The organism is uncultured Draconibacterium sp. (assembly GCF_913060805.1).
Taxonomy (GTDB): Bacteria; Bacteroidota; Bacteroidia; order Bacteroidales; family Prolixibacteraceae; genus Draconibacterium.
Window position 1 is genome coordinate 68,700 of sequence record NZ_CAJXTC010000019.1, and the last position, 13,307, is coordinate 82,006.

21 protein-coding genes are annotated in these 13,307 nt (G+C 35.5%); 1 reads left to right on the forward strand and 20 read right to left on the reverse strand.

Features of this window, described 5'->3' with window-relative positions; translation table 11 throughout:
- Positions 1–12: 12 nt before the first annotated feature.
- The 4 genes from QZ576_RS12950 to QZ576_RS12965 form a co-directional block, all read right to left on the reverse strand.
- A complete protein-coding gene (locus QZ576_RS12950; RefSeq protein WP_297097827.1) occupies positions 13–1,224 on the reverse strand; it encodes a hypothetical protein in 1,212 nt (403 codons plus the stop codon).
- A gap of 121 nt (positions 1,225–1,345) precedes the next feature.
- Entirely contained in the window at positions 1,346–1,555 is a 210-nt protein-coding gene (locus tag QZ576_RS12955) for a hypothetical protein (protein WP_297097829.1), read from the reverse strand.
- A 446-nt stretch (positions 1,556–2,001) separates the two neighbouring features.
- Entirely contained in the window at positions 2,002–2,310 is a 309-nt protein-coding gene (locus QZ576_RS12960; RefSeq protein WP_297097831.1) for a helix-turn-helix domain-containing protein, read from the reverse strand.
- Between the two features lie 60 nt (positions 2,311–2,370).
- Positions 2,371–2,664, reverse strand: coding sequence for a hypothetical protein (locus QZ576_RS12965; protein ID WP_297097833.1), 294 nt, complete (start codon positions 2,662–2,664; stop codon positions 2,371–2,373).
- A gap of 196 nt (positions 2,665–2,860) precedes the next feature.
- Between QZ576_RS12965 and QZ576_RS12970 the strand changes: the two genes are divergently transcribed.
- Complete coding sequence (locus QZ576_RS12970) at positions 2,861–3,136, forward strand: helix-turn-helix transcriptional regulator (protein ID WP_297097835.1); 276 nt, start codon at positions 2,861–2,863, stop codon at positions 3,134–3,136.
- Positions 3,137–3,158: 22 nt separating this feature from the next.
- Here the strand turns inward: QZ576_RS12970 and QZ576_RS12975 are convergent, their stop codons facing one another.
- The 16 genes from QZ576_RS12975 to QZ576_RS13050 form a co-directional block, all read right to left on the reverse strand.
- Entirely contained in the window at positions 3,159–3,401 is a 243-nt protein-coding gene (locus QZ576_RS12975) for a helix-turn-helix domain-containing protein (RefSeq protein ID WP_297097837.1), read from the reverse strand.
- A 132-nt stretch (positions 3,402–3,533) separates the two neighbouring features.
- Positions 3,534–4,271 carry a UPF0489 family protein gene (locus QZ576_RS12980; protein ID WP_297097839.1) on the reverse strand — a complete coding sequence of 246 codons (738 nt, stop codon included), beginning with the start codon at positions 4,269–4,271 and terminating at the stop codon, positions 3,534–3,536.
- A gap of 621 nt (positions 4,272–4,892) precedes the next feature.
- Entirely contained in the window at positions 4,893–5,042 is a 150-nt protein-coding gene (locus QZ576_RS12985) for a hypothetical protein (RefSeq protein WP_297097841.1), read from the reverse strand.
- 27 nt (positions 5,043–5,069) lie between these two features.
- Positions 5,070–5,621, reverse strand: a complete 552-nt coding sequence (locus tag QZ576_RS12990; protein WP_297097842.1) for a hypothetical protein — start codon at positions 5,619–5,621, stop codon at positions 5,070–5,072.
- Between the two features lie 31 nt (positions 5,622–5,652).
- Positions 5,653–6,189, reverse strand: a complete 537-nt coding sequence (locus QZ576_RS12995) for a terminase small subunit (RefSeq protein ID WP_297097844.1) — start codon at positions 6,187–6,189, stop codon at positions 5,653–5,655.
- Complete coding sequence (locus tag QZ576_RS13000; RefSeq protein ID WP_297097846.1) at positions 6,190–6,519, reverse strand: hypothetical protein; 330 nt, start codon at positions 6,517–6,519, stop codon at positions 6,190–6,192.
- 26 nt (positions 6,520–6,545) lie between these two features.
- Positions 6,546–6,818, reverse strand: a complete 273-nt coding sequence (locus tag QZ576_RS13005; protein ID WP_297097848.1) for a hypothetical protein — start codon at positions 6,816–6,818, stop codon at positions 6,546–6,548.
- Between the two features lie 107 nt (positions 6,819–6,925).
- Complete coding sequence (locus QZ576_RS13010) at positions 6,926–7,900, reverse strand: DUF4373 domain-containing protein (protein WP_297097850.1); 975 nt, start codon at positions 7,898–7,900, stop codon at positions 6,926–6,928.
- Positions 7,900–8,271, reverse strand: a complete 372-nt coding sequence (locus QZ576_RS13015) for a hypothetical protein (protein ID WP_297097851.1) — start codon at positions 8,269–8,271, stop codon at positions 7,900–7,902. Before QZ576_RS13015 ends, QZ576_RS13010 begins: the two co-directional genes overlap by 1 nt.
- 7 nt (positions 8,272–8,278) lie before the next feature.
- On the reverse strand, positions 8,279–8,602 hold the full coding sequence (locus tag QZ576_RS13020; protein WP_297097853.1) for a helix-turn-helix domain-containing protein: 324 nt from the start codon (positions 8,600–8,602) through the stop codon (positions 8,279–8,281).
- A gap of 115 nt (positions 8,603–8,717) precedes the next feature.
- On the reverse strand, positions 8,718–9,560 hold the full coding sequence (locus tag QZ576_RS13025; RefSeq protein WP_297097855.1) for a hypothetical protein: 843 nt from the start codon (positions 9,558–9,560) through the stop codon (positions 8,718–8,720).
- Positions 9,561–9,564: 4 nt separating this feature from the next.
- Positions 9,565–9,795, reverse strand: a complete 231-nt coding sequence (locus tag QZ576_RS13030) for a helix-turn-helix transcriptional regulator (RefSeq protein WP_297097857.1) — start codon at positions 9,793–9,795, stop codon at positions 9,565–9,567.
- A gap of 143 nt (positions 9,796–9,938) precedes the next feature.
- The gene (locus QZ576_RS13035) at positions 9,939–10,139 is read right to left on the reverse strand and encodes a hypothetical protein (RefSeq protein ID WP_297097859.1); all 201 of its coding nucleotides are present in this window, start codon (positions 10,137–10,139) and stop codon (positions 9,939–9,941) included.
- Positions 10,094–10,543, reverse strand: a complete 450-nt coding sequence (locus tag QZ576_RS13040) for a hypothetical protein (protein ID WP_297097861.1) — start codon at positions 10,541–10,543, stop codon at positions 10,094–10,096. The genes QZ576_RS13035 and QZ576_RS13040 overlap by 46 nt, the downstream gene beginning before the upstream one ends.
- Before the next feature lie 26 nt (positions 10,544–10,569).
- Positions 10,570–11,958: a phage integrase SAM-like domain-containing protein gene (locus tag QZ576_RS13045; RefSeq protein ID WP_297097863.1), complete on the reverse strand. Its 1,389-nt coding sequence runs from the start codon at positions 11,956–11,958 to the stop codon at positions 10,570–10,572.
- 525 nt (positions 11,959–12,483) lie between these two features.
- A complete protein-coding gene (locus tag QZ576_RS13050; protein WP_297097865.1) occupies positions 12,484–13,059 on the reverse strand; it encodes a hypothetical protein in 576 nt (191 codons plus the stop codon).
- Between the last annotated feature and the right edge of the window lie 248 nt (positions 13,060–13,307).

A 13,307-nucleotide genomic window follows, 5' to 3' on the forward strand; every position in this document is an offset into this window, starting at 1 on the left:
AATTATCTATCTTCAGCTTTTCAGCTTTTTCTTTATGCTCCTTTTGTGAATCAGAAATGGCTGTTTTAGAGAATTTCTCTCATACTCAACTTTAATCATTTCATCGGTAACGTATTCAAACTTTAATGGCTTGGGTAAATCATTTCGTTTTATATCCAACCAAGAGTCTGATAAATAATTTGCGAAACTTTCTTTTGTTAATTTAGGTTTATGGCTCCTTGAGGTTAAATTTGAATAATACAAAACAACTGTTTCTGAAGACACCTTTTCTCCCATATTATATTTTGTATACTCGTCGAACCCCACTAAAGTAAGCACTCTTTTAAAAAAAGGATCATCTTTAAATTTATTGTGCTCCAGTAATAACGGAGCATAGAGTTTTCTAAAATACAAAAGCTTTGCAATTGACTTAGTGGTTTTTACAACAGCTCCAGCACACTCTTTCAAATAAGGCATCGAGGTTGCATTAACCATATCAGTATAAAACAAACACAGCATTGAATCCTTGTCATAGTTGACACCAAACCTAAAATCTTTGAATTTCGTCATTTCCCCATCACTGACGAATCGCTTTATAGGCTTTGTAACGACTCTAAAACTTTTTATTTCTGTTTTCACAGGAACAGGAACTACCTGAGAAGAATACTGTACAACTTTGCCTAAGCTGTTTACTACAAATACAAGTATGTCAGATGCGAAAACATTAAATGTTTTATCATAATAGTCAAATCTTCTTGCATATTGCCTTACTGTACTTCTTAAGTAATACATCAAGGTCGCAACTTCTGTACTACTGTCTTGAGCAATTAAGTATCCTTTTTCAAGCGCATTGGCAAGATTGTTTACATCTTCTTTACTGAGCCTGTTGAAGTTATGAACTTCCGGTGTATAATCACTTATGAGTTTTTGACAATATTTTCTAACATCCAGGTTCGATTTATGAATCTGATCGATTCTTTGAGTTACGTGGTTTTCAATTAATTTTCTTTTTAATAGTGGCCTTGCTGCTATAACAGCATAAAGCGCAACACCCGGCCCCAACAAAACCACTAAGTAGCTCCAAATCATATTGAATGACAAATTGGATGTACTTACATTTGATTCTGAAATTTTGCATAAACAAGTTTGAGACGAATTAACTGCGGCCAAATCGTTAAAAAAGATGAAAGCAAGACCTATAAGAAGTAGTGTGCGTTTTAAATAAAATGATTTTGTAGTGTTCATCCAGATTAGCAATGTATGTTATTAAAGGATTCTAAATATAGTTAGTTTTTTTTACAGTTATCATAACTGGTGAGTATATCAAATGAGGATCTACCACATAGCATCAGAGTTGAGTTTGTTTTCAACGGCCTAAAACAGCAACACTACCCTTCCGTATATCACGAGTTCGAATAACCAGAGAACTGTCAACAACTAATTTTTCAGTCTGGCCACCTTTCGGCATCATGCCGGCTGCAACCATTTCCCGGACCAGTACCGGCACATCATCTTCGTGGATGATTACATAAGTAGTTGTTAAGCCTTGTTTTTCAGAAATAGTCTCGGCTTCCACCTGGATAGCTTTTAATATGTTCGTACCTCCGTGAAATATCATAATCTTATTTATAACAATTCTACATAACTGCTCGTACAATTAATTAGTACAGGGACAGTGTACTAAACATTATTGTTTTCATGGCAGTTTCAGACTTAGTTAAATTAGATGATTGAGCATCCCTGTTAATCCAGGGATGTTTTTTTATAGCGTTGTTCAAAGATATAACAAAGCCCGATATTAATTACCAGGCTTCGCCATTACGTGACGTACTTATCTGTTGTGTAGGTTTTAGCGGCGTTTTATTATACGTGATTGACTAAGGTAGGTTAGACAAGAGCCAGAAAAAAAGACCAGCTCTACAGCCGGTCTTTACTAATGTTAACCCCCAAACACACATTGGCCGAGTGACCAATTAACCAAAGTAACAAATTTTTATGTTTAAATGAATTGAAATAATCACTCTAAAATAAATCCGATTCAACCCGGTGCATCATAAAATATTTGTCAATATCTGTTCTCTTTATACGAATCACAGCACCTAATTTTGAAAACGGCAATGTCTTGTTCGTAAAGCTCGTTCCTTCTATTCTATATCGATCTAAATTTCTTCTGCTCAATCCAGCATATTTTGCGGCCTCTTCAACCGTTAGCCATACTTTTGTTTGAATCAAATTCAGTTCAATTTCTTCTTTCGTTCTCGTTAAAAACTGGCATCCCACACATTCATGCGGAAATTTCTTCTTAAAATGTTCTTCAAAATCTCTTTCCATAATTAAATCTTTTATAAGTTGCAATTCCTTAAAAATAAAGCACCATGATAGTCCAATGCTTTATTTTTCCAATTTGTCTAAATCCCAAACTGCTTCATGCAGAATACTAACGTCTAAAGTCTTCATCATCTCCACTTTGCTAATATCTTCACCACTTACGGCTGCGGCCAATAAAGCGGAGTAACATTTATTCTGTTCTTTTAAGCATTGACAAATATCGCTAAATGTCCATTTCATACTTACCAGACTTTCAAGGTTTAGTTTTGTTCCTCCAATTTCTAAAACATTACCACTTACTTTAACCTCCTGATTTTCTCCTTTCACATTAATTGTGAGTTCAATTATTTCTGCCATTATTAGATTTGTTTTAAAATGAAACGTTAATACATTTATTCACATCAAATATAAATGAGAATATTTAAATTAACAATTAAAGAGTAATAAAAAATTAAAAAAATAACAAGCAATATATTAACATTCTGCCAATTTTGAGAATATAAAGATTTACATTACCTTTATTTTAGAAAGTCATAATGATTAAAATGATGTTATGGAAAATGTTAACATGATACTTAAAGAACAAGGCCTGACAAAACAACAACTGGCTAAACGTATGGGAATATCGAGAGAGAACCTCTACCGAATTCTCAACGGGAATCCTACTCTTGACAATATCAAGAAAGTAGCAAATGCCTTGAATGTACCAATCTGGAAATTATTTACGTCTAATGGGAGCAGTCTTTTTGGGATTGTGGTATACAATGAAATAAGTTACACGATCAACTCTAAAAAGGACCTTGAAAACCTGTTAGAACAGATCGAATAAGCGCAATTATAATTCATCAAAATCACTCCCTTGGAACTCTATGTTTCATTAACCACTTATCAACTTCGTTTCGGTTGTATCTGATGAATTTTCCACCAATACATACATAGGGGAGTGTTCCGGCTATTTTTGTTCCGTTATTCCTGTAATTCCGCAATTGGTCCCTGTTAAAACCAGTGTATACAACAGCTTCTTTTTCTGACAACCATGTTTTATTTTGTATTTCAATAACATTGATAGTTTTTTTCTGCTTAGGTGTTGTCATAATTAAAAGAGTTTAGTGTCATCAATAATTTCGTAATAAAATCACCTCCCATTTCGACCCATTTATGAAAGTAAAGTGTTCCACTTCGTTTAAACAGCGTTGTATATTTTCGAAATTGTTGTTTTGATGGATTCAAAGGTTAAATTCTATTCTAAGTCTTTCTGCGAAAAACTTCATTAATCCTAACGAGTTTTCCCAACCTCCACAACATTCCGGACTTAACGCAATTGTTACAACCTTTATTTTATTGTTTGCTAAATAGGTATTAAGTTTCTCCAAAAAGAAATCAATGGCCTCATCTGATATAAATTTCAGCGTAATATCCGTATCATCAATTTTTTGAAAAAAGTAATCCAAGTCAATATTGACGATCCACTCATAAGGGCCTGACGTTCTTTCCTCAAATAAGTAGTCAATAAGATTAAAAAGTCCTGGAATTGGATGTTCATCCAGTTTATCTTCCATCTCTCCAAATAGCGTACCTCCTTTGTGCGTGAAAAAGTGATAAGAATTGATGTTTTTACCGTATAGTCTGTGAAAAATTGGGAAATAATTATCCCATCGCATTATTTCATAACCATCTATAAAATCTCTGTCATAAAATTTTAAAGCCAGAAGTTCAGTTATATCAAGTTCTTTAAGGTTATTTGGCAAATATTCCAACCAGGTATCAAGACGGCTTGACATAGTGTCGTAATGCGCATCAACATGTAAAATGTTATACTTTTTATTTAGCTCAATCTCTTGCAACCAGCACCATACAGCTGCAACATGATTGTCCATTATGTAAATATTTCTTTCCTTGTTCAACAGGTTAAGGTTTTTAACCCATGAAACATTCTTCCCCTTAAACTTTACAATTTCGTTCATTAGTGGTTTTGAGTAGTTGCTTAGTAATGATTTATTAATTCACTCCCGGTATTCTCATCCGTAATCCCAGGCGAATTGCTTTAAGAATCTCCAGTTTTGTTTTACCGGTTTCATCCGCCTTCTTTTCTACGAACCTGTGAATCGTTGCCTTCAATCGCTCTCTTTTTTCCTCTCGCTCTGTCATTGCATAAATTTACAGATTTATCTCGGATTTCCGGGAATTAAGGCACAGTGAATTCGCACTGGCTGGTGATAGGTCAGAACGGAAATTAATTGCTTAATTTAGTCTGTGCAGATTGCTGATTGTATTCTGGTTGATCTTTTTCACTTTCTCAAAAAAACGCTGCATTTTCGGTGATAACCCTGATTTGTTCGTGCATGAAGGTTGTGAATTGTGCCTATTGTTTTTATCTGTTTTCATGTCCTCTCAAAATTACAAAAACCCATACAAATAAGATCGGATTCCCGCTAATTAAAGATTCCTATATCTGTAAGTGTATTCTAAGTACATCTTGTAGAATTCCGACCTCTGTATAAAAGAAGTGCTTCGGAAATACCCAAACCACTCAATTTATAAAACTCAAGAACGTTCCCCCTGCGCTTTGACGATTTATATTTTAGTTAATTCATTTTTGTTTGTGCAACACCCGAAACAAGTGGTCCCTCCGATTCGAGACGGTTGAAAAAGCTTTTCCATCCTGAACCACGTTCGTTAATTGAATTGGCTTTTATGACTCTGAAAGCTCCAATCTGGTTTTGTACATAAATCAAATAAATAATAATGTCAAAACATGGAGACTATTCAACTGGGGGACTAATAAGACTTCCCGCTCCGGATATTATCTTTCCAATTCCATCTAAATTATCAAAGAATGATTGCCACCCAGTGCCTCTTTCGTTTATTGAGTCGGCTTTTATGCTTCCGTAAGTTCCTAACTGGTTTTGCTGTAAATTCTGTAAGGCATTTACCTGATTAATTTTGTTGGCTTCTGCTCCGGCAGCAATTTGACCGGCAGCGGCACCCAATCCTTCGGTAACGGCACCCTGCGACGCAACGATTGCTTCTGCCGAAGCATTAGCTCCCATCGTGTTTAATGCCCTGGTTTGATACTGCCTTGCATTTCTGGTAGCTTTTTTCATAACCGATTTTGCAGATGCACTTTCAAACGAATTAGATGCTTTTAATGTATCAATCTCATTCTGAGTGTTATCTGACAAAGCTTTGAACTCACCGGCCAGTCCCGCTTTCTCTTTTCGCCTTTTGTTAGATCCGAAAAGATTAGGATCTGCACTTCCGTATACGCTTTTAACAACTCTCACAATTGATTTTAAGATTCTAAGCTTTTTCATTTTGATAATTTTTTTTGTTCTAAATATCTTCTTATTGTTTTATACCTTTTAATAAATCTTCCAGGTGACTTAAATCTTCAAACTGCACTTTCATTTTTGCATCCTGATAGGCTCCAAAGTGCTTCATAAACTGGTCGGAAATAGCTCGTTTATCGATTAGTTTTACTTTTTTCAGATAACCGATCATTGTTCGGTCTTTGCCTTTTCCTTCAAACAGTTCAACCACTTCGAAACTTGCAATACAAGCAGCTTCATCGTCGGTCATTTCCTCGAAACTTTTCATGGCCCCATCTTCCTTCATTATCGATTTGATGTTAAACCGGAGCCATCGAGCCATTTCCTGCAGAACCTCATTCAGTACAACTTTGTTTCTTTCCTGGATTTCTTCCTGAATTTCTTTCACCCTTACCAGAACCTTACCATTAGTCATTAATTCAGATGATTTAACCCAAACAGCTTCATTCTTCCACTTTTTTGAGGATGGATAAGCTTCACGGTAAGCATCGGCATAGGTTTTCCCTTTGGCAACTGCCTGAGCAAATAATTCCTGTTTCGCTGTTAAATCCATTTAACCGGCATTTATTGTTTTTTCTATTACTTGTTGCAATTCTTCGCATTCGTCGAGAAAATCTCTTAATCGCTGGGTGTCAGCGCCCATTTGAGTTAGGTTGTAAAAGATCATTGACAGAGCCATCGGAATCATTGGGCAATTCCCACTTTTGAGTTCGCTTAGGAGTCGATCACAGAAGTACTGCAAACGCTCCTCTGCCATTGCTGTAACTTGATTTTTAATTCTTTGGAGTTTACTCAATTCGAAAAGGATATGATCTCCCTGCTCCGGCGAGAAATAGCCTCCATGTACCAGACGCTCAATGGTACCTTGGTAGAGGTATGACATCGAGTTATTGTTTGTATCGATCCTATTTAGTTCCAAAGTAATTTCCATAATTCAGATTCTTTTAATTCGTTTTTTAATGCTTTGCTCGTATTTATTATTTGCTTCATCGATGCTGTATCAATGCCTGATTGCGCAAAATAAAAGAGGGCAGAGGACCAGAGTAAAGGGTGCGGATTGAGTCCGTCTTTCATATCATGGAGCATGATGTTATAAAGTTTTAATCGTTCTGCCATATTATAGGAGTCAATCGCTGTTTTTACCCAATCAATATCATTCAGTATCTGGTGAAGTGCATCCATCTGAAATCGATTGAAAGTGTTTAACACCATTTGTTTAATCGTGTAATCGTAAATGTCCGCGATAGGAACTTCGACGTTACTTTTAATGATATGTATTTTAGTTGCCCTCATGCTGTTGCAATTGCTTTATTGGTCTCGATTGTATATTTCTGATTTTTACTAAATGCGATACCAAATGCGTTATTAAATGCGGCTACGAGGGGTTTATTCCCTTCTATTTGAGCACGAACATGTTCAGACATTTTAAACACCATAAATCTGTCGGCTTGTCGAAATATGATGCCGGAGTATAGGAATAAGTGATAATCCTTCGATTTGCTTTTGATAATATGAAAGGCTATTTGCCAGTTCTTTAAAATATCATCGGAACTGTTTTTGCCCTTCGTGGTATGATTGTTCCAGTTTCGGGCTGCGGCCTTAATGTCTTTAATTGGTCTTCCGTTAGCATCATTCCATCCGGTTTTCTCATAATGATTGAAAAAAGTTTCGGCCACATCCCAGGGTTGATTGTAATTTTTAAAATAAAAGAGCTCTAATATTTCATTAAAATATTTCTCTCTGGGAAAGAGATTTCTTTCATTTACTTCCTTTCCTTTCCTTTCTTTTCTTTGCGCACTTTCCTCTGAGTTTTCGACAGTTTCTTCCAAAGAAACTTTTGTTTCTTCCGAAGAAACTCCGCTTTTTTCTTCAATAACACCATTCACCAGATATTCCGGCAGAATCTCTTTAACTTTACGTTTCGATGTTTGGGTCATTGTTAACCAACGTTTCTGAATGCCTCTACTGGTTAAAATACCATTGCCAAACTTTTCTTTGCAAAAAAGGTCAATCTCTGCGCAGTACTCGATAATAGCTTTTACCTTAGCCTCATCCATGTGAAATAAATCTGCTATATCAAATAAATAATCATCATCCCAAATAACATAATAACCTTTATCGCGGTAAGCCTCGCATTTAACCGAATGATAAATGGTAAAGCCATCGCCTCCGTATTCTCGTAGCAATTTCTTTATCTTCCTGTCGGTGAAAATATCCGTATCATCAGGGAAAAAGCTAAATCCTATTCTTTCAGGTCTCGACATTAGAAAAGATTTAATTGTTTGAACTTTGATTTTCGAAGCTTGTCGAATTCACTTGGATTCGTCGATAGTAGATGTGCAGAATGCTTTGTTACGGGACATTTCACCTCATCGATCGATTCAACGAGTAAACCATCCTTTTCAAAATTGCGTTTATAACGACAGGCAGCTTCAATTGGAATTCCCATTGCTTCACTAATCGCTTTCTTGGTTGCGCTTACATACTGTAAGGCAGTGAAGAATAGTTTGTCTTCTGCAAATTCTGATTTTAGCTGGAAGAATGACTTCCCGGTTCCACGCTCTATTTGTTCACGAAGCGCATTTACAAAAGAATTACTATCGTCGATATTTTTTAAGGTATCAATTGACTTCATGACACCATTATTTTAAAGGCTGGATAGAAGCTTCTACTTCTGACCACTTCAGATATACTCTATTTCCTATCTGCCAGCCTCTAACGACACCTCTCTTTCGCCAATTATGTAATGTTGACTTATCGACGTGAAGTCTTTTGGCAGCCTCATCTAATGTAACATATTCTTCTGGTTGGCGTGGCTGGAATTCAGTAAGAAGCATTTTGAATCCATTTCGGATTTCATCGATTATTGGCTGAGTTGCTTCTTCCGGGGTAGTATCAACGAACTGAATACGTCTTGTAGCTCGTTCAATTAAACTACCTGTTCTTTCTTGATTTTGTTGAGACATGTGAATGATTTTAAATTGTCATTCACAAATAGAATAGTATTTTTTTTGACCTTCTGTTCGAGAGCTATTCAAACTTTCTTCGAAAAATGTTCAATTCAATTTTATTCAGGAATAATCAGTTATTGCGAGGATTATTTTTTTTAAATTCTAACTTAATACTATTGAGTTTATCTTCGTGCTCGTTCATTTTTATGTTGTCATTTGAGTAATACTTTTGCTGTATTCTACTAAATTGATCAAGGTAGTTTCCTCTCACAAATTTCTCAAATCTGGTTTTATTAGGGTAGATGCAATTCCCGTCATCTTCTAAAACGTAGTAGATATAAGACATTCGTACTGGTTCTTCGTAACTGTCTTTTACATACTGGTTATACATCTCTAAGAATAAATGATAACTCCACCCATCTCTAAATATGTCATTATGCGGATTATCAAATTTTGAGATTGACTTTTGCGGATTATCCGACATTACATTTGCCTTGGCAAGAACTTCATGTTTGGCTTTATTTAATTCCAAATCATGATACATTTCAAGGAATTGCAATTTTTTGCTCCAAGAAAATTTAATGCTTTGATAAGTATCCTTGTCGCAAATATCGTATAACCTATGAGCTTGCCAGTTTAAACCTCTTTTCTTTATTGCATCGTATTCCAATTCAATAAAATATGATTTATCTACCTCAGGTTGCTTAACTCTAAATTCCTGAAATGCCTCATCGAACGTATTCTGATAAACATGAATGCTACAAAATTCCCAACGAAAGTTATCCTTTGCAGAATTTTGGTACAAGCCTCTCAAATCTTCTCTAATCTTATAAATTGAAGGTGGATCATAGATATTATTTCCTTTGTCATCAACAACAGGATACTGTCCTTTGAAATAGCAAAATATAGTTCCAATGCTATCAAATTGTTTCAAACGATCAATTATATCTGCTCTTTTTTCGTTCCAATTCATCGATCTAATTCGGTTGTAATTCAAAACTAACCCTTGCTCCAAGCGCAGCAGCTATTTTATCTATACTTGCCAGAGTAAGGTTATACCTTCCGTTTTCTATTCTTGATACTTGTCCTTTTTCTACACCTAAGCGGTCGGCTAATTGCGATTGAGTTAGCTTATTCTTTAAACGTAACTCTTTAAACTGTTGTGCAAGAACGGTCTTTAACTCCTCATCGTGTGATACTGTTTTCATAATCCTTAAAAGTATTAAAGGTTGTAATGAACTACAACCTTTTAAAATGAATGTTATAAACACGATGTCCACCAGGTAATTAACAACTATGCATTCTTTCTTCTCGCATTAATAAACATCAACAGTAATAATCAGATTTGTTCTTACATTGAGATATACTCAACCTCATCGTTAAACTTCCCCCATCCTTCTTTTTGGATTGCCATTTTTAACGCAACAAATTTTTGTAAATCTTCAAGGAAATAGCGCTCCCAAACATCCTGTGCTGCATTATTCTGACTGTCAATTTCCTTTAGCTTCAAATAAAGCACCTCGCGCTTGTTCCGAATCTTATTTGAAGCCATTGCGTTTTGATCGCCGTATATCCCTGTGCTCCTTCACCAAAAGCATAAAGCGCATCGGCCCACCTGGAACTTCTCTCTCGCCTGACAGAATCATAAATCTCATCAACTAAATATTGCGGAGGATCTGTTAACTCTGGACCTTCATAAAGATTCATAAATTCGGAAATATCCTTCTTTATTTCATCCGGGGCTATCTTCATTACTGTTTCGATGATATTGTCTTTATACTGTTTCGACAGGTTTCCGGAAGTAATGCTCTTGAAGTCTACATCGTAGTATATTGCTTCACGCTGGATGATTATTTCGAGTTTCTCATTCTTCTTTGCTATCTTCTTTTGTGTACTGCAGGCAAATGTTGCAAAGATTAGAACAACGATTAAAATAAGTTTGGTAATAGTTTTCATGATCACTTGTTTGGTTAGTTATGTAATTAATTCGCTTTTCCTAATACTGTCATTTGAGGCTCTTTCTTTTTATTGGCAGCTTGTTTACTCCAATATTCAGCGACCTGCAGTGCACTATCAGAACTACTCTTACCGATATAGGCTAAAAATTGTTGTTCCGTTGAATGTGCCGTTATATCCTTAAGTAGAGAAGTAGGAATCTCACCATAAAAGTTTGATGCAAAAGAGCGCCTACAAATGTGAGAAGAAACCAATTCATGCTTCGGAAACATTCCAAACTGCTTCCGTGTTATTTTGGTTTCTTTATCCTTTACCATCTTCCCTCCGTAGGTTGCCTCATCGATACCGGCAATTTCGCAAACATCTTTAATGTGTTTATTGAATTTCTGATCTGCTATTTTCTTTGGAAACTTACCATTGTTCTTTTTTAAAATCGCTTTCACTTTTTCATGGACCGGTATCATTACTTGCTTTCCGGTTTTTTGTTGTTTAAGGCTAATCATTTCCATTCCCGATACTGTTGTAAGGTTCTTATGCGTTAGGTTCAACAAATCACTAACACGTTGTCCAATATAGCATCCAATTATCAACCAGTCTTTAGCATTATTCAATGCTTCACGTTCAAATGTCTTTCCCTCTATTTTATCAAGTTCTTCAAAAGTCAGATAGATTACATCTCGTTTAACGCTATACCCCCGAATTGCATGAAAGTTTTTATGTGTAAGCACTTCATTGCTACTGGCAAAACGACAAACAGTTTTTAAATGCTTCACATACCGGCCGGACGTATTGGGATTCAGCTTATCCACCTCAAATAAGTATTTCTCAAAAGCTTCCACCCACTTCGGGGAAATATCGGAAACTTTAAATTTCTTCCCTACATACGCCTGGTATTGTTCAATCTTTGTCTTTAAAGATTTCTGTTTTTGGATTGTCCCGGCACTTGCTCCAACTTTCCCATTATTAAGTTTCTTTCGAGGAAGGAAATCCACATAAGCCTGAATTTGATACACGAGACTGTCAACATCAACTACCTCAACCTTCCCATGGTGTTTGTCAATCTGCTCCTGGAGCCACTCACCATTAACAGTTACTCCCTCTTTTACGGCTTCGTTATAACTTTCAATTACCGAATCGGAGAGATTTTTTAGGTTATCCCTCATCGCCTCCTGTTTATCTTCAACAGTTCGGGCCACTTTGGGAAAACCAGTTTTACCTATGATGGAATACTTCTTCCCTTTCGCTTCCCGATTTTTCCTTTGCTTATCGGTTTCCTTATTATCTGTATTCCATTTACCAGGATCGATAACATAACCAGATTTCCGTTTTAGTTCGACTCCTCGCTTAACTGAAAGTTTTAAATAAATATTAGATGGATTGCGTTCGCTTTTTAGAAAATATGCGATGGTTGCCATTGCTTATAATTTTATCATTTAAACACATACCAAAGATAAGCAATATTTTTAATTAGGGCGACCGCTGGGCGACCTAAATTAATCAACATTCAATTCTATTAAATTTCATTCAATATCTCAAACGCCCCCACAAACGCCCCTTCTATTGATTTAAATACCATATTTAGGGGATTTACAGGTGTTTCAAAACACCTCAAAATGGATAGTTTCGGGTTCGCCAGGAACCTCAACAAAAGGCGATCTAAGAAGATCGCCTTTTTTATTTCAAAACAAACAAAAGAAAATCTAAAAGATTTTTTGTTCATTTATTATCTTATAAGAAATTTATGAACAAAGATTACACTATAACTAAAAGGCTAGATAGTATATAAAAAAACTTATTTTTCTTTACCATTAAGGCAAACACTACAAAATAAGCTCTGCAATCAGTATATTACCATCCTCACTGGAAAGGTATTTATTCCCAAAAAAAATGTCCGGTATAATTTAATACCAGACATTTTTTTTAATGTATTTGAATACTATTTATGCAATATTAAAGATCCTTTTGCGGAGTTTAAAAACTATTACACCGCCTATTAAAGCAAATAATGCTAAAATTGAAAAGATAGAAACCGGAACAGGTTCCCCCGGAGGAAATGAAAAGGTGAAAGTTTTAATAGTAGCAGAACCAACTATACCATCAGTTGTAGATGCACCGAAACCAAAAGTTTGACCAGCAGTTACAACAAAACTCTCAGTGCCGGATTGCGAATTTGATCCAGATTCGTTGTATGTACTAAATGTATACTTATCGCCATCAATAATGTAGAACGGGTAATCATATTCTGCTCCATCCACAGTAGTATAATCCCATTCAAATGACACAATGCCATCGTTTGGAGCTGTAATTGTCATATAAGTATCATCTTCATATCCGGAGTTTCCACTAACAAACGTAATTTCATCAGGGGCATTGGATGTAATAATTGATCCGGAATTTTCTATTAAAGTCCAATTCAGAATATCATAATACCCTGTAAGACCCGTTTGAGCCATTGCCGAATTTGCAACTACTATTAACAGGAATAAAAACGTTAATGTAAGTAAATGTTTTTTCATATTGTTTGAATTTAAAATTTGGAATTTCTATGCTAAAAATACTTAATTCTTGTACATCTGCAACATAAAGAACATTAAAACCCGACAAATATACTCCCTGAACAATAAGAAGTTAAAATAGCTTCTACATACTTATTAAAAACTTAAGCAAAATCCGCTCCCTAAATTCCCATCTCTATCCGTTGTCAACAACTAATTCGATTTCAACTCTTCTGTTTTATCAAGTCAGCTATCTATTTTGCACCTAG